This window comes from uncultured Abiotrophia sp. (assembly GCF_938010525.1).
GTDB lineage: Bacteria > Bacillota > Bacilli > Lactobacillales > Aerococcaceae > Abiotrophia.
Genome location: NZ_CALLVK010000023.1, coordinates 119,315 through 139,879, shown reverse-complemented (window position 1 = coordinate 139,879; position 20,565 = coordinate 119,315). Strand labels below are relative to the sequence as shown.

The following is a 20,565-nucleotide window of genomic DNA, read 5'->3' as shown; positions in this document are numbered from 1 at the left end:
TAGGTGAATGAATGACACTAGACGATGACAAGAAGAAAGTGTCCGAGCAATCGGACCAGCATTACTATGATGTCTCTTTTGACATCGCGCCTGATAAAGAGGATTCAAGGGGTCATTCTACCCCGCCTTCGAACGAGGCAACTTCTAAGCCATCACGCTGGGATAATTTCTATGAAGACTATTCCCGTAAACAAGCACAGGCTCGACAAGAGAGCGCTGAAAGTAATGATCAAGCATCTACTTCAACTAACAAAGGCCAGTCCGAGACTAGTCAGACAACTGAGTCAAGCTCTAGTCAAGGTCAGCAGGATCAAGATAGTTGGCATTACCAGCCTAAGTCGGATGAAAAGACCGTCATGGCTCAATCTTCCGAGTTCATCGATCGCTCTGTCAAACGCGTCCGTGACTTCTTCTCTAACTTCAATCCAAGTATTGATGAAGCCAACCCTTATAAGCAGACTAACCAAGTGTCCGACCAAGACTTCCAATCTCATCTTTTCCAAGAGGAAACAGAGAAAGACCCTGCTAGTCCTGCCAAGGAAAAAGCCAAGAAGAAGAAAGTTGTTAAACCTTCAGAGCCTAAGGCTAAGCCAGAACTAGCGCAGCCGAGTGAATCAGGCCCAGAGACTTCGGGATCATCCGAGTCTGTTGACAAAGGTCCACGTCGGCGTCGGCTCTTTGCCGGCATGGCCAGTCGAGATAATCAAGTCCAAGATTCAGAAGAAGAAGCTAGCACAGACCTAGGCCTAGCAGGACCTGTTGATATGCCAGGCTTATCTGCAGAATCTACTGCGGGTTCCAAGCCTGCTAGTCGCGTTTACCAACCTCGCATTGAGCTCGACCAAGACAGTAGGGCTAGCCAGCCCCTGCCAAGTCCTGCAGAAATCCAAAAAGAACGCGAACGACGTCGTGGTCTTGACCTTGAGCAGGAAACAAGTAATGAGCTCCAGGAAGGAAGCGGGCCAGTTGCAAGCTCAGACAAGAAGGAAGTGTCTCGTGTCTATCAACCTTTAGACGCTGACTTATTAAGACCAAGTTCAGACCAGCCTAAAGAAGTCCAAGTGGGCGAAGTGAAAAGCCCTGCCCCTACTCAATTAGTCACTAACTCAAATGACTACAAGTCAGAATTGGAGCCTAGCAATACGTCACAGGCTGCAGATTCACTGGAAAGCTCTCAAGACCAAGAAGAAGGCCCTCACCTTTCATCACGAGGACGTGCCCGACTCAGTTCGCTCTTGTCCATTTTCGATAACATTACACCAATTAAGGTGCCAAACCAGGCCTCTGCTGTAGATGACTCAAACCAAGGCCAAGAAGCCGAGCACTTAGAGCAAAGTGCTACAGGCTCAAGCTATCAAGAACCTGTAGCACTATCTCAGGATAGACTTGAAATTGAGTCAGAACCTGAACAAACGCCTGTTTCTTCAAACCATCCAGATGAGCCAAATTACTTAGAGCAAGAAGTGGACGACCTATCTATCGTGCCAACAAGTGCCAAAGCGGAAGTTGAGGCTGAAGCTAACCTTAGTCAAGAAAAATCTCTTGATCAGCAATCAGATTATGAAGCGACGTCACTCCTTGCTAGTCAAGAAAACTTGATTACTCAAGCATCTGAACCATCAGATGTAGAGCCAAGCTTAGCTGAGGAGACCTCAGAGCAGCCTGAATCAGACTATTCTGATTCAGACTCAAGTTTAGACGACTATGACTTGGCTTGGACGGCTAAGACTAGCAAGCTAACTAGCTTAGACCCAGATTACTTTGACCAAACTCAAGCTAGCGAGCTTGAGCTCGAACAAAGCCATGATGTGGAAGAATGGTCTCAAGATCAGGATTCAGAACCTGAATCTGGTGACCACGTGCCAGCTGCCCTAGACTTAGCTGCTGCCGGCCTTGGTGCTAGCCAAGATTCAGAGCGCAAGCGTCGCAAATCAAAAGATAAAGGCAAATCCAAGACCAAGGTCATTGATCTGTCTAACTACACCGCTAGAGAAAAGGTCTTCCTCGGTCTTAATGTGGCGATTAATGTTGTTCGTCGTATTGCCCTTTATATCGTCTTGATTGGCCTTCTCTTAGGCTCCTTAGCTGCTGGGGCTGGGGCTGGTTACTTTGCCCACCTAGTCTCTGACACCAAGGTACCTAATCGTGAGGAAATGGCTGCCAAGATTAACAAATTGGAACAGCAATCCACCATTTACTATGCTAACGGGACTCCGATTGCCAACGTCCAAGCCGATGTCATTCGGTCTGTGACGAGCCTGACAGATATCTCGCCTAACATCGTCAATGGTCTGGTATCGACTGAGGACTCCTCCTTCTATGAACATAAAGGGGTTGTGCCTAAAGCAATTCTGCGGGCTACCCTGCAGGAAGTCTTGTCACCAGGTAGCGGGACCGGTGGTTCTACCCTGACCCAGCAATTGGTCAAGCAACGTCTCCTAACTAATGATGTCACCTTCTTCCGGAAAGCCAATGAAATTCTCTTGGCCCTCCGTCTGGAGCAATTCTTCAGTAAGGATGAAATCCTAACTGCCTACCTCAACGTGTCACCATTTGGTCGTGACCATAACGGGGATAACGTAGCCGGGATTGAGAAAGCTTCAGAAGGGATTTTTGGTAAGAAGCCTAGCGAAGTCAACCTGGCTCAAGCAGCCTTCTTGGTCGGCTTACCGCAGGACCCTTACAATTACACCCCTTACCAACAAAACGGGGAGCTTAAGACCGACTTATCAGCCGGGATTGGCCGGATGAAGGACGTCCTCTACTTCATGTACCGTAACCATAAAATTAGTGAGGCCGACTACCAAGCCGCTCTCAACTATGATATTAAGGCTGACTTCTTGCCAGCCGGCAGCCCAAGTGTCACACGACAATCCTACCTCTACCGAGCAATGGAGCGAGGCGCTATCGAGCAAATCATGCGTCTCAATATTGAGCGTGATAAATTAACTTGGACTCAAGTTTATCAAGATGACAACTGGTACAACCAATACTATAAGGAAGCCGAAGAGCAACTTAAGACTGGTGGTTATAAGGTTTACACAACCATTGACCAACAAATCTACGACCTCTTGCAGGAATCCGCTAAGAAACACATTAATGACCTAGGGATGGCCTATGAAGGCGTCTATACTGACCCTGAAACTGGCCAAGAAACCTCCTATGTTGAGAAGGTTCAAAATGGAATGGTGGTCATGGATAACAACTCCGGTAAAGTCTTAGGCTTTATCGCAGGGACAGATTTTGAGAATAACCAAATCGACCATGCTTTTGGTATTCGTCGTTCCCCAGGTTCGACCATTAAGCCATTAGCAGTATATGGCCCTGCTATTCAGGAGAACTTAATTAATCCATCGACGGTCATTCCAGATACGGAATTTACACAAACCTTCGAAGATGGTACGACTTGGTCCCCTACTAACTATGGTAACGTAGTCAGTGGTGGCGCTGAATCGGCTCGGGTTGCCCTCTATAAATCGGATAACCTGCCTGCTGTCCGGGTCTACCAAGAAATGCAAAAACGCTCAGTTGATGTCATGGGCTACCTGGAGAAAATGGGCTTTAACCCAGCTGCCTCCTATACGCCAGAAGACGTCAAGAACTTGGCCTTCGCCATTGGTGGGGTTTCAAGTGGGCCAACTGTCCTAGAAGAAACTCGGGCCTTCGCGACCTTTGCCAATAATGGTAACTACCATGACGGCTACTTCATCGACCGGATTGAAGATGCGGCTGGTAATGTCGTCTTCCAGCACCAAAGCAACCCTACCCAAGTCTTCAGTGAAGATTCCAACTACCTCATGATTGATATGCTACGTAATACCATGACAGAAGGTACTGGTCGGATTGCTAAGGGCTACATGTCTATGGGTGGTGACTGGATTGCCAAGTCCGGGATTAGTGAGAACTCTAAGGACGTCTGGTTTATTGCTTCTACACCAAGTATCACTATCGGTTCTTGGATTGGCTATGACAGCCGTTTCCAAAACTATACCATCAATATCAATGACGGCTACGGTCGTGAAAGTGAACGGAGCCAACGTTATTGGGCTAATGTAGTCAATGAACTCTATGCTGCCCGTCCGGATATCTTTGGGGTAGACCGGAAATTCAGTCGTCCATCTAGTGTCCAAGAAACGGACGTCTTACAACAAACTGGTACTAAGCCAGGGACCATGCGTCTAGATAATGGCGGGACTATTTCCATCACCGGTCCAACCTACAAGGATCTCTTTAAGATCAGCCATCCAGCTCCAGAATTGAACTACAAGTTCTTATTCGGTGCAACGGATGAAGAATTGGCTAACTTCTGGTCCACCTACCGTGCGCAACTAGAAGAACAACGACGCCAAGAAGATCAACGACGTCAACAAGAATCGTCAAGTTCTTCAAGCTCATCAAGTTCTTCAGCAACTAACGAAAACCCGGGTAACGGCAACGAAAACCCAGGCGGTAATAACAATAATAACCAGAATAACAACCAAAACAATACACCAGGCCAACGCTAGGTAACATGAGATAGTCAGGAAGTTTCACTTCCTGACTATCTTTTTCTATATACAAAAAGAGACGGACTCTATAATATAGTCCGTCTACTTTATTAAGCTACTAAGCCACCATTAAGGAGCAAAGATACCTAAAACATAACCAATAATCCCGGCAGCAAAGAGACCGAAGATAATGAGGATTGGGCTAACTTTCTTCTTGAGTAACCACATGCAGAGGAAGGTCAAGAGGACAGCTGCTAAACCTGGAACTAACATGTTGAAGTTGTCTTGCAAGGTCGTCACTTTATTTGGAGTCAGTGATCGGTTGCTCAATTGTCCCAAGATGTTTTGTAGGGTTCCACCATCCACTGCCCCTTTAGGGAAGTGAATATAGGCATCCTCAGCCAATGGTACGTTCGACACCACAGGTGCAAACTTAATAGTTGTCCATCGTGGAACCAGAATCCCCATAACGAACATCCCTAAAATAGATGCCCCCTTGGTTAAAGTCTGTAAGATACCACCTGACAAGTCGTTAGTGATTTCAGAACCTTTAGCATAACCAAATTCTTGCGTATACCAGAGGAATCCTACACGAATGGCATTCCATGCTACGAAGAAGAAAAGTGGTGCTAAGATAGAGCCACCAGTTGCCAAAGAGGCAGCAATTGCCCCAAGGATTGGGCGAACGGTGAACCAGAAGACTGGGTCACCAATCCCGGCCAAAGGCCCCATCATCCCAACTTTAACCCCTTGAATAGCTGCGTCATCAATTGGCACACCATTAGCTCTTTCTTCTTCCAGAGCCAAGGTTACCCCTAAGATTGGAGCCGCAATGTATGGGTGAGTGTTGAAGAATTCAAGGTGACGTTTGAGGGCTGCAGAAGCCTCATCACGTTGTGGATACAATTTTTTGAGGGCTGGAATCAAAGAATATGCCCAACCACCGTTTTGCATCCGTTCATAGTTCCAAGACCCTTGGAGGAATTGGGAACGCAACATTACCTTAAAACGATCGGATTTCGTTAAGTGTTTCTTTTGTTCAGTCATCGTCAATTCCCTCCTTAGTAGTCATTGAGAATGTCGCCTAGTGGATCGCCGGAACTAGCTTGGCCCCCACCTCCACCAGAACCACCAGTGTTTTGGCTGAGACGAATATATACAACCGCCAAGACTACCCCGATAATCCCGGTTGCAATCAAGGTTAATTGGTTAAGTGGTGCCAAGGCAAAGCCTAGGAAGAAGAATGGCCATACTTCAGGTGTTGCCATCATGTTAATAACCATGGCATAACCGACCGCTACGACGAAACCACCACCGATAGCCATCCCTTTAGTGAACCAATCAGGTAAGGACGCTAGAGCACCTTGCACAGTTTCGGTTGGCAAGAAGAGCAAGAAAGTAGCCGGAATGGCAATACGCAAACCTTGACAAGCAAGAGCTACCATATGCCAGAATTCCACGCCACGGAAATCACCCTTTTCAGCGGCAGCGTCAGCACGGTGAACGATGGCCACAGATAAGGTACGTACCACCATGGTCAAAGCCAAACCAACAGTCCCTAGGGTAATCGCTGCTACAATGGCCAAGTTCCGACCTTCATCTGTGAAGGTACCAGTTTTAACATAAATGATGGCAGAAGCCACAGAAGCTAAAGCCGCGTCAGGCGCAATCGCTGCCCCGATGTTAGCCCAGCCCATCGCAATTAATTGCAAGGCTCCACCCAAGATAATACATTCGCTGAGATGGCCAGTTGCTAGCCCTACCAGAGAACAAGCAATAATTGGTTGGTGGAATTGGAACTGGTCCAGAACCCCTTCCATCCCTGCGAGAAATGCTACCACAATGACAGCAAGAATTGACAGAATATTAAAGTCCATTATGATACCTCCTTTTAGACTTTGAGGCCTTCGCTGGCCTTAGCTTGGATGCTCTTGAACAAGTCAGATGGCTTGTCATTTGGCACCTTGCGGACATCGAACTTAACGCCGAGATCACGAAGCTCCTTGAAGGTATCCACATCGTCTTGATCCATTGATAAAACGGTAGTTACTAATACCTTACCTACGGAGTGAGCCATAGAACCTACGTTAAGTTCTTTAATCTCTACTCCAGCCTTGATGACCTTGAGCGCATCCTGTGGATTTTCGAAGAGTACCAAAGCCTTGGTCTCACCGAAGCGAGGGTCTTTAGATACTGCAACAAACTTGTCAAGGGGTACTACGTGAGCACGCACACCTGGGGGAGCTGCTTGCTCAATCAGCTTCTTACGTAAGTCATCTTGGGCAACGGTATCGGACACCACGATAATTCGGTTAGGTTGAGTGGCTTTAGTCCAACCTGTTGCAACTTGGCCGTGTAAGAGCCGTGTATCGATACGAGCCAAGACAAATTTGATTTTGCCGTCGCCTAGGACTGTTCCTTCTGGAATCGCACCTTGTGGCGCAGCTGGTGCTGTTTGAGCCACTGCTGGCGCTTCTTCAGGTTGTAAAGCTTCAGGGCGAACTTTGACACCGTCTTTGGCCGTTGGAATAATGGCTTTGGCGATATCGTGAGCCTTTTCCATAGAGAAGCGACTTGCATATGATTCAATCAACATAGGCAAGCTAAGACCGGCTACAATGGCACGTGTCTCAGGTGCTTCTTCAAAGAGAATATTGGCTTGGTTGAAGGGGCTGCCTCCCCATAAGTCTACCAAGAACAAAATCTCTTCGCTCTCAATACGGTCTACGGCTTCACGTAATTTACGCTGCAAATCATCTGGACCTTCACTTGGCATAAAGGTCACGGATTCAACGTTGGCTTGTTCACCAAAAATCATTGAACCGGATTGCTTGATACCATCAGCAAACTCACCATGACTTGCGATAATAATACCAACCATGATTCTACCTCCTAAATAAAATTTGAAATATATAATTTCAACTTCTAGTATAGTATAACGTTTACATAAATGCAATAGCTAATAGTTATTCTCAAATATTCTTCTAGACATGTAAATAAATTTTTATATCAATTTATGCCTATTAATGAGCATTCTAACCCCCTGTACCCCTTTTTACCAAGTATCGAAACCCTTCACACATAAGCAAAAAAGCTGGGAGCAAGGTCAACTGCCTGCAAAAGTTGTTAAGAGAAGACAACTTTTGACAAGCTTCAGTTTCCTTGTCCCAGCCTTTCAAGGCCTATTAATCAAAGTCATAAAGGTCGGTGACTGGCACCACCTGGTCGAAATCCAATAAAACTAAGTAAACATCCGTCACTTGCTTGCCTTTTGCCAGGCTTAAGGCCCGAGCGTAGAGGCTCATTTGGAAGCGATACTTATCGACAATCTGGTCAATCTGGGCTGACTTAGTCAAGCTTGCCCAAGGACGATAGCGGTCGGTCTTGTAGTCAATTAAGATGAGCCGACCATCTGGCAAATTCAGATAATTATCAACGACCCCATGGACCAAGAGCTGACTACCTGCTAGTTCTTGGAGCTGGTCAGCCCCCAGCTGACGAGCAAACAACTTGGCCGCTGGCAGACGATAAGAGAAAGCCTGCTCTCGATGTAGGGATTTAGCCTGTTTAATCAGGACTTGACCCAAGTCACTAGCTAAAAATTGACAGATGCTGGCTAACTTAACGGCCTCCCACTGACTAGCTTCCATAAAGCCAGCGGCTAGCCAAGCTTGCGCCTGCTCTTGAATGGCAGCCGGATAGTCCGACACATCCAGCCCTTCTAGCGCACTAAAGTCTAGCTGCTGCATAACATAGTGGGTAAAAGTCCCAATCTGGGCAGCTGTATAGGCTTGGCGCTCTCGGACAAAGCGAGGCGCTTGGAAGGTATCGCCAGTAAATCGAATACTCTGAATACCTGCCTTTTGACCTGTCTCGGCCTCTTCCGCCCTTTCCTCATCTTCTTGACTAAGCCAATCCCAACTGATTTGCCCTGGCCGTCGGTCGGTGAAGTGAGATAGTTTTTCATTATGAGGTTCTTCATAGAGACGCTTGAGCTCCGACACAGATTGGTAGCTAGAGGTCTTACTAGCCAGGCCGTAGTCGTAGTGACTCTCTAGGAGACTTTGGATAAAGGCCCCTACCTCACTTGTTACCTCATGTTGATCGACTGTTAATTTCAAATCTGCCAACCAGTTTTGGTCATCCTGAAGCCAAGGTCTAGACGCAGATACCTTGAGAAGTGGCAAAAGCTCTGCTTCCGCCACATAAGTCAGACGCACTTGTTCATTAGTAAAGTCAGTCGTAGATTGAGGGTGACGTCCACTAAAGGCTGTCGCCATGAGCAACCAATCCAGCCAACTTCCTGCTCCCTGGCGGAGGGCGCGATTCATGACCAATTCTTGGCCAGTTGCAGCCACCACTTGCTCCTGTTTAGTCTGGACTTGGTCTTGAGATTTAACACTGCCCACAATCACTAATTTTTGCTCACAACGCGTCAAAGCCACATAGAGCTTACGCATTTCTTCTGATTTCAACTGGCCACGACGTTCTAATTTAATAGCTTCCTTAATAAAGGAAGGATACTGCAATTGATGCTTGATATCCAGATAATCCAATCCCAAGCCATAGCGTTTGGAAGGTACATAAACCTTCTGCGTATCCTGAATGTTGAAACGTTTGCCCGTCTGCATTAGGTAAACAAAAGGAAACTCTAGCCCCTTGCTGGCATGAACGGTCATGACTCGCACAAAATTCTGATCCTCACTCAGTAAGAGGGGCTCAGCCAAATCTTGGTCGTGGGCCATGATTTGTTCAATAAAGCCAACGAAGGCCGTCAAGCCCTTATAGTTACCCGCTTCAAATTCTACTACCCGTTCATAGAAAGCATGGAGGTTAGCCTGGCGTTGATCCCCTTGATCCAAACCTGCCACATAATCTAGGAAGTAGGTTTCTTGATAGAGGGTCCAAATCAAGGTGACTAGGTCCACTCTTTGGGCTAGATGGCGCCATTCTTTGAGTTTGTCCATGAAGGTAGTCAAGCTTTCTTGTAAGGCTACTAGACTCGCTTCTTCTAAGAGCAGCACTTGCTGGCAGGCTTCATAGAAGCCGCCGCTATTAGGTACCCGGATGCGAATTTGACTGAGTTGCTCATCACTTAGGCCCACAAAATGTGACCGCAAAATGGCCACTAAGGGAATGTCTTGATGAGGGTTATCAATCAATTTAAGTAGGGCTAACATGAGCCGAATTTCCTGACGTTGGAAATAGTTCTCAACATTCTGACTTAGGAGTGGAATACCTAGCTGATCAAAGACTTGTTTAACCGGCTGAAAGGGATGGCGGGTCGAACTCAGAATGACAAAGTCCTGATAGGTTACGGGCCGTTGCTGACCTAGTTCCTTGTCATAAATTTGCCATCCTGCTTGGACGCGCGCTTGAATATCCCGGCCAATAAGCCAAGCTTCCGCTTCAAGGCTAGTCTCTAGTCCTTGATCTAAGTCTAATTCCTGGTCTTGATTCTCCCCTTCATCTGCTGCAGAGGACTCATAGAGTAAGAATTCAATATCGAATTCCTGGTCAGGAGCTGCAGGTAAAAAGCTGTGATTGCCTGTTTTGAGCGACTCCATGGCCCCATACTGCATTTCCCCAAAACCTGGGTCCATCAGACGCTGGAAGACGAAGTTAGTAAATTGTAAGATTTCGTCCCGAGAACGATAGTTGGCGTCTAAAACAATCAGATGACCGCCATTGCCCTCTTGATAGGCCTGATACTTGGCTAAGAAGAGGCTAGGTTCTGCCATACGGAAGCCATAGATGGACTGCTTGACGTCCCCTACCATGAAGAGGTTACCACTTAAGTCTTGGCGCCGTTCACGCGACAGAAAACTTAAGATAGTCGCTTGAATGTCGTTAATATCCTGGTACTCGTCCACTAAGACTTCGCGGAAGAGATCCTGATAATAGAGAGCCGCCTCGGAAGGCTGCCGCTGTCCTAAGTCTGCATCATAAGGGGCCAGAATATCGAGAGTCAGGTGCTCTAAGTCATTATAGTCAATACAGTTTTGTGCAACTTTTGCTTGCCAGAGAGCCTGACGGAATTCAAGAGTCAAGTGAGCCAAGTCTTGGATGCTAGCCCCCGCCTGCCCTTCTACATAGATAGTCGTGTCGTAATCTAGGACTATCAATTGTCGCACCCGCTCAATTTGCTCCTTGGCTTGATCTCGTAGGGCCTTTACTTGCTCCAAAAGCTCCTTGTCTTCTTCCGCCTTCTTACCGCTTGGCCATCTATCGAAGGCGACTTTTTGGAAGTGAGCAAAAACTTGGGCTAAATCTTGACCTGTCAGGACTGACTGCAAGGCTTGCACTTGACTTCGCTCGGCTTCTAAGAGGGGCTGTAATTTGCTTATCATTGCATCTGACAGACTTTCTAGGCCAGCCAAGGCCTGTTCTAGCAGATGCTGAGCATGTGACAGACTTGCCTGCCATTCAGGCAAAAGGACTGCCTGATAGAGCCCGGTCTGAGCAAAGTCCTCAAAATGCAAGGCCTGGTCTGCTAGCTGAGATAGCCAGACTTGGGGCTCAGGATGAGACGAAGCAAATTGATAAAGGTCTAAAATCAATTGATAAAGCCCTTGGTCACTAGGCCCAGGACTGAATTGAGCTAGCAGATGGAAAAGTTTTTCCTGCCAGTCAGGATCTTGGACCAGGTCAATCATCAGCTCCTGCCAAACTTCTTGATAGAGCAAGGATTTCTGCGTCTCATCTGTTAAGAGTCGGAAACTTGGGTCAAAATCAATAATGTAGAAATACTGTTGGATAACCTGCAGACAGAAACTATGCAAGGTTCGGATATGAGAGGCTGGCAACAATTGAAGTTGACTGACCAGATGGGCTTGCTCGGCTCTATCGGCCGTCTGGTTGACGGCTTGTTTGAGCCGGTTCTCCATCCGCGCCTTCATCTCACTAGCAGCGGCCTCCGTAAAGGTAGACACAAGTAATTGGTCCATGTTGGCATAATGAGTCAATAAATGATTGAGAATCCGTTCAATCAAGACCGTGGTCTTACCTGACCCAGCTGAAGCGGAGACCAGAATATTGCTACCCCGTTGGTGGATGGCTTCCCACTGGCTATCATTAAATCGCGAATTCAAAGGTTTAGCTGGTAAAACTCCCAAGGTCATAGCTGGCCTCCTTTCTCACTCGTTTCCGTGTTTTCTGTCTTACTTGCTTCTTTTTCGATTTGGGCTAAGACTTGATCCTTAGCCAGGCGTTTATGACGGTAAGCACCATAATGCACGGTTGCATCAAAGCCTGTAATAACCCGATAGTCGGCTTGCAGGCTAGGTGTAAAGCGCTCATCCTTAAAGGGCGCCAAGCTGATATCCCCTCTTTGAATGGCATTCCCTGCCTGGGTCATCAAATGGAGCAGATGTTGATTGATTAGGCTTAATTCCGCTTGATTGACAGCCGGAACATGCTGATAGTAGCTACCATCTTTTTTAAGCTGAACCGGGTAGATCTGACTCTTAGACTGATTGGCTAAGCCAGGCTCAATGGCCACTAATTCAGAGCCCGAGATGGTCATCAGCCCCTTGTATGGATGAAGTTGGTTCTTAGCAAAATCTAGCCCATCCTGACTCAGTAGAGCCAATTGCTTACCATCTACCTTGACGAAACCACCTGCTAAGGATTGATAGAAGGCGCCTACCGCCTGGGCATGAGGATAGCGTTGACTGGCAACTTTCAAGTAGGTCAAGACCTGCAAATCCAAACCATAATAGAAGTCTACTAGGTTAAAAGTCTTCTTACCGGATTTGTAGTCCACTACCTGGTAGTAACTTTTGCTTGGATCCGCATCAATGCGGTCAATCTTACCTCGTAAGGTAAGGTTGCCCTTATCCAAAGGCAGGATTAACCCTGCTTCTTGCTGGCTACCAAAGACCAGCTCGGTCGCAATGGGTTGAACCGTCAAGGCTTGACTTTGCGCCAGACTGACACTTAAAAATTGCCGCAATTGTTGATCCAGCTTGCGCTTAATCAAGTGCATGCGAGGATTGGTGCCAAAGATATTAAAGCGTATGTCTTCCGCCATAAGGGTCTGAATGCTAGCAAAGTTAGTTTCAAAATCAGGCCTAGCCGCTTGTGCTTGGGTAAATTTATCTAGGAAATCATGATAATAATCCCCTGCCCCTGCGGCATTTAACTCTAGCTGCTGACGGGGACGAATTTTTAGCCCATAAAGCAAGAAATGACTATAAGGATCCTGGTAATACTGTTCTAACTTAGAAACTGATGCCGTCATCTTCTGACCGAAGAGGGCCAAGGCTGTCTCTGGTGTCAGATTCTGAGGCAGTTGGTTAAATTGGAAGAGTTGAGCCAAGAGTACCCAAGTATGAGGATTTTGGCTGGCCATTAAGGTCAAAAAGTCTAGAAAGGCAGTACTTGGTCGGTCCTTTTGCTGCGAATAGTGATGGACTAGCTGCAAGAGCGGACTCATTTGGACCGGATAACGACCAAACTCAAGTCGGCTTAATTTGACTTGATTCTGATGAATCAAGGTATGGGTATAGGTCTTAATAGGCAGATGGAATTGCTTAGCCAATTGCTGCAAATATGGAGATAGCTTAACGGTCTGTTGCCCCTTCATAGCCACATAAGAGAGATAGAGTCGGTCGCTGGCGCTGAGCAAGACCTGCTGGGTTATGAGCAGTTCTAAACTATAATTGTGCTGGCTAGACTGGCGCAGTTGCTGGTAAGGCAAAAGACTTTCCCCCAGAGATTGGCGGTTGGCCACACTCAGTAGCGAATCTTCTTGATGATGCTTAGGTAGCGTTAGCTCGTCTGCCCCTATCACAAAACAAACCTTATAAGCTTGAACCTGAGGACTTTCCATGCTAGTAACCATGACTTGGTCTAGGGCTGGTGGAATAATATGGAAGGTGGCTTCATTCAAACCCGTTAGCAGGAGTTCTTGGAACTCACTATAGGTCAGCTCGGCCTCTCCATAAAGTTGATAGAATTCATCTAGACTGGCGGTCAAGGTCTGCCAAACTTGTTCATACTGGCGAGACAGGGCCAGGTCACCTTTTTGGATGGCTTGGTCGCGCCGGGCAATCAGACGGTCCTTAACACCTACCTCTTCCAACCACTGATAGAGCCACTCAGCAGCTTTTTGGCCGTTAAAACTAGTCGCCTGAGCTAAGTCTTGGTAAGTAGCAAAATCAGCCAAGAAGGACTCCCGCAAGGCTTGTACCACCTGTCCATAGGTTTGGCCGGTCACCTGACCAGCGGCATTGACATAAGGACGATCTGCTTGGTCAAAGCGCCATTCAAAAGACAATTGGGCAAAGCGATAGCCCACATAGCCATTAGCTAGCACCACATTTTCAAGTAAGTCAACTTGCGCCTTAAATTCCTCTTCTAGGGCTGGTCCATCCTGGGGATTTTGGACTATAGCAGCTCTCAGGTCAGCCGGTAGCCAGAGACCTGATTTAAGAATGCCGAAGATGTCGGCTAGCTGGTAGCGATAGCGATAGAGCTTGAGCCCCGATTCCAGCCACAGGACCAGGGGATGCTGGCCCATACTTACGGCATGATCATAGAAATAAGGAATATCATTCTGTTCAAAGAGGGCTGTCACCAAGGGACGATAACGGTCCATATCCCGCGTGAGAACTAAGATATCACGGTAACGGTAGCCCTCCTGACTCACCAACTGGTGAATCTTGTTGCTGGTATGTCGGACTTCCGTCTGAATGGCATCGTGCTCCCAAATCACATGAGTCTTAACTTGATTGAGCGGCTGACTCAGTTCTTGAGGGGCCAGTCGCAAGTGATTTTCAAAGGCCTGGGCTAACGTTAAAATATTAGCTTGATAGCCCTCCTCTACCTGGTCAATGGTCCAATCCTCTGCCACAGGCAAATGGAGTGACTGGGCTAGCAATTGCATTTGCCCATAAGTATGACGAGCTACTTCGATGAGTGGATCATAGGCTTTAGAACGAGCCGCTTGCTGGGATAAAGGCAAGGTAATCCAGACAGCCTGACATTGTTGAATCAAGGTGGTCAATAATTGTAGCTGCTGACCATTGAAGAAATAATGGTGGTCCACGACCAAATAGCTTGGCCGGCTTAAGGGATGAGACTTAAGGTAGCTATCCAAACGCTGCAAGTCGTGATAATGTCCTATGACTTGCCCTTCAATTTCTTGGATGAAGCCTTGATAGAGCAGGGCCAACTCAGCTAGACGCTTGGCTTCCTGCTGGTTCAAGTCAGGCACTTGACTCAGATTCTCGGGCTGAATTTGCCCTAGATAGAGTTCATCGAAGAGCTGGGCTAATTTCTCGGCAAAACCCTGATGCTTGACCTGACCACGAAAGACCTGTAATTGGTCCTGATAGCGTGCCAGCAGGCGTTTAATAATCATAATCTGGCCAATACTAGAAATTGGCTTTTCATCCGCTAGGCTGTTAGGCATGAGGAACCAGGCCAGGCGTTTGAAGGAAACTACCTGAATGTCGACTAGAGCCGCCTCATTGGAGCCATATTTGTCTTGGACAGCTGCTAGCAAATAGGACTCCATATCAAATTTTAAGTGTTCAGGTACTAAATAAAATAGCTGGGCCTCAGGCTCCTTGGCTTTGATGTCCAATAATTTATCTACCAAGATTTTTTTCTTAGCACGATCCAGTCCCCCTAGGACAAATTGTAGCATGCGGGGCCCTCCTTTCTCTATCGATGGTAAGGTCTATTTGATAGGGCAAGAAGCTCAGACCTTAGGCCTGAGCGTTTGCTTGGATAATACCGACGATGACTTGGGTTGCTTTAACCATGGATTCAACTGCGACAAATTCATAGCGTCCATGCATGTTCTCGCCCCCGGCAAAAATATTAGGTGTTGGTAAGCCCATGAAGGAAATCTTAGATCCATCGGTCCCACCACGAATGGGTTCAATAATTGGCTTAATCCCAATGGCTTCCATGGCAGACTTGGCCAGTTCAACAGACTTCATGTCTTGCTCAATGACTTCGGCCATGTTGTAGTATTGGTCCTTCATTTCAAGGCTAAGAACTGGGACTGGATAGGCCGCATTCATCTTATCAACAATGCTTTGGACCAGATCCTTCTTAGCTTGAAAGGCTTGTCGGTCGTGGTCCCGAATAATTAAGTCTAACTGGCCTTGATCTACGGTCACTTGGGCTTCCATTGGATGGATAAAGCCTTGCCGGCCATCTGTCTTCTCAGGCACTTGATCTTCTGGCAAAGCAGAGAGGAAGTCCTTAAGCAATTGTACTGCATTAATCATCTTACCCTTGGCAGTCCCTGGGTGGATATTTTTACCGTGGAAATGCAGACGTGCCCCTGCCGCATTGAAGCTCTCATATTGGAGCTCACCGACCGGCCCACCATCCATGGTATAGGCGAAATCACAGCCAAAGTGCGCCACGTCAAAGCGGTCGGCCCCACGACCAATTTCTTCATCTGGACCAAAGGCAACTCTTACCTTACCATGTTCAATCTCAGGATGAGCCGCCAAATAAGCCATAGCCGTCATGATTTCAGCAATACCAGACTTGTCGTCTGCCCCTAAGAGGGTTGTCCCATCCGTTACAATCAAAGTTTGACCTTGGTAACTGCTTAAGGCTGGGAAGTCCGCTACCTTCATGACAATATCTTGAGCCTGATTGAGGACGATGTCTTGACCATCATAATTGGGAATAAGGCGAGGTTGAACATTCTCAGAATTGAAGTCTGCCGTATCCACGTGTGCGATAAAGCCGATGGTTGGGACTGGCTTGTCGCTAGTTGCTGGGAGGGTTGCCGTTACAAAGGCATTTTCTGGGTTGAACTCCACTTCTTGGAGGCCAATGGCCTTCAATTCATCCACTAAGAGATGCAGTAAGTCCAACTGACAAGCGGTTGAAGGCACACTGGTGCTAGCTTCATCAGAGCGGGTGTTAATTTTAGCATAACGGATTAAACGTTCTTGGGTTTCTTGGAAAAATTGTTCTGTCATTAGATGTCTCTCCTATTCATAACGGAAGGGGTTAGTTGATGCTTGAGATGGGATGACTTGATAGTCAAAGCCTTGCTCTTGAGCTAATTGGGTCAGAAAGGCTGGCATTTTTTCTTTGAAGATGCTCTCGACATAGTGACCCACATCGACCGTCATCATGTCTTCTTGATAGCATAATTGCGCCCGATGGTAGGAAATGTCTCCGGTTAAAAAGACGTCAGCCTGGCTTTGCGCCACCGCTTGAATATATTCTGGCTGGGTCCCGCTACCGCCGATCAAGGCAATTCGTTGATAGCTATCCTTAGGCTTTGCTTCTACCACTGGCAATTCCGTCCGGCCATAGGTTGACTTCAAGAGAGCCAATAGGGCCTGCCGATTGAGCGCTTGAGGCAGATTCCCCACTCGCCCTAAGCCAGGCTGGCCTTCTTGAGCGCCAGGTGTTAAGGACGTTACTTCTTCTAGGCCTAGCTGCTCTGCTAGCCAGTCATTCATGCCATTGTGGGCAATGTCAAAGTTAGTATGCATAGCAAATACTTTGATGTCATGCTTAATTAAGGCTTCGTAGCGAGCCTGTTCAGGACTGGAAAAGTCAAACCGTCTAATTGGACTGAAGAGGACTGGATGGTGAACGATTAAAGTATCTACACCCTTCTCAATGGCTTCGGCTAGACTGGCATCATCTAAATCCAAAACCGCCATTAGGCGCTTAACAGGAGCCTCAGGCCGACCAAAGTGGTTGCCGACTTGGTCCCAGGACTCGGCCATTTGAGGCGGATAGTGGGTCTCAAGAGCGGTCATTAATTGGCGAAAACTTGTCATGCTATCATTACTCCTCTTCTTGACATTGGCTTAAGCTTTCCGCAATCCAGCTTAACTTTTCAGCGATTTCGGCTAGTTTAGACTGATCTGGTTGAGGTGCTGCTTGAATTTGGGCTTGAATGGCCTTGAGATTGGCTTCCTCTCGAGCCCATTTTTGTTTATATAAAGGCCCTCTGATTTGGCTTAAGATTGGACCAAGATAGGCCTGGCGTGGACTTAAATCAGAGGCACCTGGTTGATGCTGGGCAACGATAATTTCATAGAGTCGTTGACTGTCTTCCACAATGGTCTCGTGGACAATCTGGTAGTCGTGTTGACTGAGCCAGGTTCTTAAAGTCGCTTCCCCGATATTTGGCTGAAGCACTAGCAATGGGCCATGACTTAACTTATCTTGCCCCTCGTCCAATATAGACCGAATGAGACTGCCTCCCATGCCACAAATACTGATAACATTAATGGCATCGTCAGCTTGGATGACGGCTAAGCCGTCCCCCAGTCTTACTTGAATCATTGAATCTAAGCCCTGACTTTGAACCTCGGCTTGGGCAGATTGATAAGGCCCCTTTACGACCTCCCCTGCTACTGCTGCTTGAATTTTTTGATTGAGGGCCAGATGGCAAGGCAAATAGGCATGGTCACTGCCAATATCCGCCAAACGGATGTCACTTGCCCCATACTGGCAAATCAAGTCTGCCACTGTGGCTAAACGCCGCGATAATTGTTGAGAATTCAAGCTCCCACCTCCTAAAACTACTAGTTCTATTATACCCCATTCTTGTGAAAACGCCTATGAATTTACTAAGACTTTGGCGTCTTTTAGGCAACTTGTTAACAAATGATAAAAAAAACGCCCCTGCCATTAGCAAGCGCGTTTCCTTTTAAGGCTAATTAGTCATTTAAAAGGCGTGAAACTTCCCGACGAGTCAGATAACGACTGCGTTTTGGAATGATGGCGTCAACATTGGTGCGAGCCAGAATCACTAGAATAATGAAGGCTAGCGCCCAAGCCTCTAGACCTGCTAGAGCGGCAGTACCCCAAGTAAAGGGAATTTCTTGTTGCATGAGCCAAAGCATGCCGACCTTGATAGCTAGGAAGCTAGCTACCACTAAGAGACTGGCAGTCCCCATATTCAAGTAAGTTGAGGAATAACGGCGGTTGTTGAGGGTCTTTTGGGTATATTTGGCGAAGAAACCTGCCAAGCCAGCTGCTGTATATGGCAAGACATCAATCAAGGCAGTTGAGACAATATCGCCAAAATGCCCCGCTACAGCGCCCGTGATTAAGCCAACCACCACGCCACTCACAACGGCATTGGCACCCCCATGACGGAGGCCTACCCAAATGAGAGGCAAGACAACAAGCGCAGTATGGAGAGGCAGTTCACCTAGTTTCAGCCAGAGAATGGAAATTGCCAAGCTGAGCACAATGGCTAGCAGAACATCTCGCAAACGACGTACTGTATGTTTATTCATTAGGGCGTCCCTCCTTAGTTCTTATTAGGTTGGTATTGCGACGCTTCCATAATGATTGGAAGCACGACCGGACGACGCTTGGTTTCCTTGAAGAAGTACTTGCTGACTTGTTCCCGCAAATCACTCTTCAATTCAGCCCAGTCGAACTCTTCACTGGCCAAATGTTTATCCAAGATGTCTAAGGTCATGTCCGAAGCAGATTCAATCAAATCGATGCTGGACTTAACATAGATGAAGCCACGGGTTACAATTTGTGGTCCTACCAATACCTTCTTGAGACGGCGGGAAATTGTCGCGACGATGACACAAATCCCATCTTCACTGAGGATACGACGGTCGCGTAAGACGACACTCCCGATATCGCCGACCCCATTCCCATCGACTAAGATGTCCCCTGCTGGCACTTCTTGAGTCATCAGAAATTGGCCCTTACGGTATTCAATCACATCACCAGCGCTAGGAATGAAGATTTGGTCATCTTCATAACCCAATTGATTGGCAATATCGGCCAAAGCTGCTTGTTGACGGTATTCACCGTTTACTGGGATGATGATTTTTGGTTGTAAGAAATTAATCATGAGTTTGAGCTCATTAGGGGTCGCGTGACCAGAAGCTTTGAAGCTGTCGGTCAAGACCTTAACTTGAGCGCCTGCTCGGTAGATCATATCTTGGGTCCGCGCCATAGCAGTCTCAATGGCAATCGAAGGCGTTGAAGCAAAGAGGACCAAATCCCCTTCTTGCATCTTGACTTGACGGTGACGACCTTGAGCCATGAGTTGCAAGGCTTGAATAGGTTCACCTGACATGCCGGTTTCTAAGATAATAATTTCATGGTCCTTGAACTTGCCAATATTCTTCATTTGTCCGAAGGTACGCTTACTTGGCATGATTAGTTTGTCTAACTTGATAGCCGTATCCACGATATCCATGAGCTCCCCGCCTGGAACGAAGATAGTTCGTTTAGAAGTGTGGGCAGCATCCATGACTTGCTGAAGACGCGCGATGTTGCTGCCAACGCAGGCCACAATAACACGACCATGAGCATTACGGAAAGTCTCTAAGATTTCATCCGCAGCCTGTTGGTCACTCACGTTTTCCACATGGCTCTCAGCTTCCGAAGAATCAGCCAAGAGGGCTAAAACACCACTCTCCCCAATATCCGTCAAGCGTCCAAAGTGAGTCTTGTAAAGAGGCTTAGCACTTGGGTCAATGCGGAAGTCACCCGTATAGACAATGGAGCCTTCCTTGGTTTGGATGACAATCCCCACAGAGTCTGGAATGGTGTGGGTCGTACGGAAGAAGGAGACATTAGCATCTTCGAATTCAATTTCTACTTCCTCATCAATTTTGAAGAAGTTCTCCAAACGGTCCGCCAAGCCCCGTTCCTTAGCTAGAAGGGATGCCAATTCAATGGTCAATTCTGTCCCAAAGACAGGTGCTTCAATTACTTCTAGGAGATAAGGTAAGGCACCCACAGCATCGGCATGCCCGTGAGTGAGGAAAATCCCCACGACGCGGTCCGCATTTTCTTCTAAGTAGGAGAAGTCTGGGATAACGGCGTCAATCCCTAGCAAGCCCTCCTCTGGGAAGACTAAGCCACAGTCCATTACAAAAATAGACTCGTTGACTTCTACCACATACAGGTTCTTCCCTGCTTCGCGGACCCCACCTAGGGGAATAATTTTAATATTGCTCATAATTCACCTCAAAATTTCATTTCATAAAGTCGATAAGTGCTGTCGATAACCGGTCCAGCAATTATCACAACTGTTGTAGATGTTCTCCTTATTATATACTGTTTTGCCTGATTTTGCAAAGGCCCAATCGAG

At 47.2% G+C, this 20,565-nt stretch carries 11 protein-coding genes; 1 reads left to right on the top strand and 10 read right to left on the bottom strand.

Annotation, left to right across the window (positions count from 1 at the left end; genetic code table 11):
• Positions 1–11 precede the first annotated feature (11 nt).
• Positions 12–4,505, top strand: coding sequence for a transglycosylase domain-containing protein (locus Q0339_RS07860; RefSeq protein WP_298078275.1), 4,494 nt, complete (start codon positions 12–14; stop codon positions 4,503–4,505).
• A 111-nt stretch (positions 4,506–4,616) separates the two neighbouring features.
• Here the strand turns inward: Q0339_RS07860 and Q0339_RS07855 are convergent, their stop codons facing one another.
• From Q0339_RS07855 to Q0339_RS07810, 10 genes are all read right to left on the bottom strand, one after another.
• On the bottom strand, positions 4,617–5,534 hold the full coding sequence (locus tag Q0339_RS07855) for a PTS system mannose/fructose/sorbose family transporter subunit IID (protein ID WP_298078274.1): 918 nt from the start codon (positions 5,532–5,534) through the stop codon (positions 4,617–4,619).
• A 14-nt stretch (positions 5,535–5,548) separates the two neighbouring features.
• Complete coding sequence (locus Q0339_RS07850; RefSeq protein ID WP_298078272.1) at positions 5,549–6,364, bottom strand: PTS mannose/fructose/sorbose transporter subunit IIC; 816 nt, start codon at positions 6,362–6,364, stop codon at positions 5,549–5,551.
• A 14-nt stretch (positions 6,365–6,378) separates the two neighbouring features.
• Complete coding sequence (locus Q0339_RS07845; RefSeq protein WP_298078271.1) at positions 6,379–7,368, bottom strand: mannose/fructose/sorbose PTS transporter subunit IIA; 990 nt, start codon at positions 7,366–7,368, stop codon at positions 6,379–6,381.
• A gap of 304 nt (positions 7,369–7,672) precedes the next feature.
• Entirely contained in the window at positions 7,673–11,608 is a 3,936-nt protein-coding gene (gene addA / locus Q0339_RS07840; protein WP_298078270.1) for a helicase-exonuclease AddAB subunit AddA, read from the bottom strand.
• The gene (locus Q0339_RS07835; RefSeq protein ID WP_298078269.1) at positions 11,605–15,141 is read right to left on the bottom strand and encodes a PD-(D/E)XK nuclease family protein; all 3,537 of its coding nucleotides are present in this window, start codon (positions 15,139–15,141) and stop codon (positions 11,605–11,607) included. The genes addA and Q0339_RS07835 overlap by 4 nt, the downstream gene beginning before the upstream one ends.
• A gap of 61 nt (positions 15,142–15,202) precedes the next feature.
• The gene (gene pepT, locus Q0339_RS07830; RefSeq protein WP_298078268.1) at positions 15,203–16,444 is read right to left on the bottom strand and encodes a peptidase T; all 1,242 of its coding nucleotides are present in this window, start codon (positions 16,442–16,444) and stop codon (positions 15,203–15,205) included.
• Positions 16,445–16,456: 12 nt separating this feature from the next.
• On the bottom strand, positions 16,457–17,263 hold the full coding sequence (locus tag Q0339_RS07825; protein ID WP_298078266.1) for a Nif3-like dinuclear metal center hexameric protein: 807 nt from the start codon (positions 17,261–17,263) through the stop codon (positions 16,457–16,459).
• Positions 17,264–17,270: 7 nt separating this feature from the next.
• Positions 17,271–17,996, bottom strand: coding sequence for a tRNA (adenine(22)-N(1))-methyltransferase TrmK (locus Q0339_RS07820; RefSeq protein ID WP_298078265.1), 726 nt, complete (start codon positions 17,994–17,996; stop codon positions 17,271–17,273).
• A 155-nt stretch (positions 17,997–18,151) separates the two neighbouring features.
• Positions 18,152–18,736, bottom strand: coding sequence for an energy-coupled thiamine transporter ThiT (locus Q0339_RS07815; RefSeq protein ID WP_298078264.1), 585 nt, complete (start codon positions 18,734–18,736; stop codon positions 18,152–18,154).
• Positions 18,737–18,750: 14 nt separating this feature from the next.
• Positions 18,751–20,433, bottom strand: coding sequence for a ribonuclease J (locus tag Q0339_RS07810; RefSeq protein ID WP_023390867.1), 1,683 nt, complete (start codon positions 20,431–20,433; stop codon positions 18,751–18,753).
• Positions 20,434–20,565 lie beyond the last annotated feature (132 nt).

What these genes read in the sequence shown, in the direction of transcription:
- Q0339_RS07810 (WP_023390867.1), bottom strand. Translation starts at nt 20,433, where the DNA reads ATGAGCAATATTAAAATTATTCCCCTAGGTGGGGTCCGCGAAGCAGGG.
- Q0339_RS07835 (WP_298078269.1), bottom strand. Translation starts at nt 15,141, where the DNA reads ATGCTACAATTTGTCCTAGGGGGACTGGATCGTGCTAAGAAAAAAATC.
- Q0339_RS07815 (WP_298078264.1), bottom strand. Translation starts at nt 18,736, where the DNA reads ATGAATAAACATACAGTACGTCGTTTGCGAGATGTTCTGCTAGCCATT.
- Q0339_RS07825 (WP_298078266.1), bottom strand. Translation starts at nt 17,263, where the DNA reads ATGACAAGTTTTCGCCAATTAATGACCGCTCTTGAGACCCACTATCCG.
- Q0339_RS07860 (WP_298078275.1), top strand. Translation starts at nt 12, where the DNA reads ATGACACTAGACGATGACAAGAAGAAAGTGTCCGAGCAATCGGACCAG.
- Q0339_RS07855 (WP_298078274.1), bottom strand. Translation starts at nt 5,534, where the DNA reads ATGACTGAACAAAAGAAACACTTAACGAAATCCGATCGTTTTAAGGTA.
- Q0339_RS07845 (WP_298078271.1), bottom strand. Translation starts at nt 7,368, where the DNA reads ATGGTTGGTATTATTATCGCAAGTCATGGTGAGTTTGCTGATGGTATC.
- pepT (WP_298078268.1), bottom strand. Translation starts at nt 16,444, where the DNA reads ATGACAGAACAATTTTTCCAAGAAACCCAAGAACGTTTAATCCGTTAT.
- addA (WP_298078270.1), bottom strand. Translation starts at nt 11,608, where the DNA reads ATGACCTTGGGAGTTTTACCAGCTAAACCTTTGAATTCGCGATTTAAT.
- Q0339_RS07850 (WP_298078272.1), bottom strand. Translation starts at nt 6,364, where the DNA reads ATGGACTTTAATATTCTGTCAATTCTTGCTGTCATTGTGGTAGCATTT.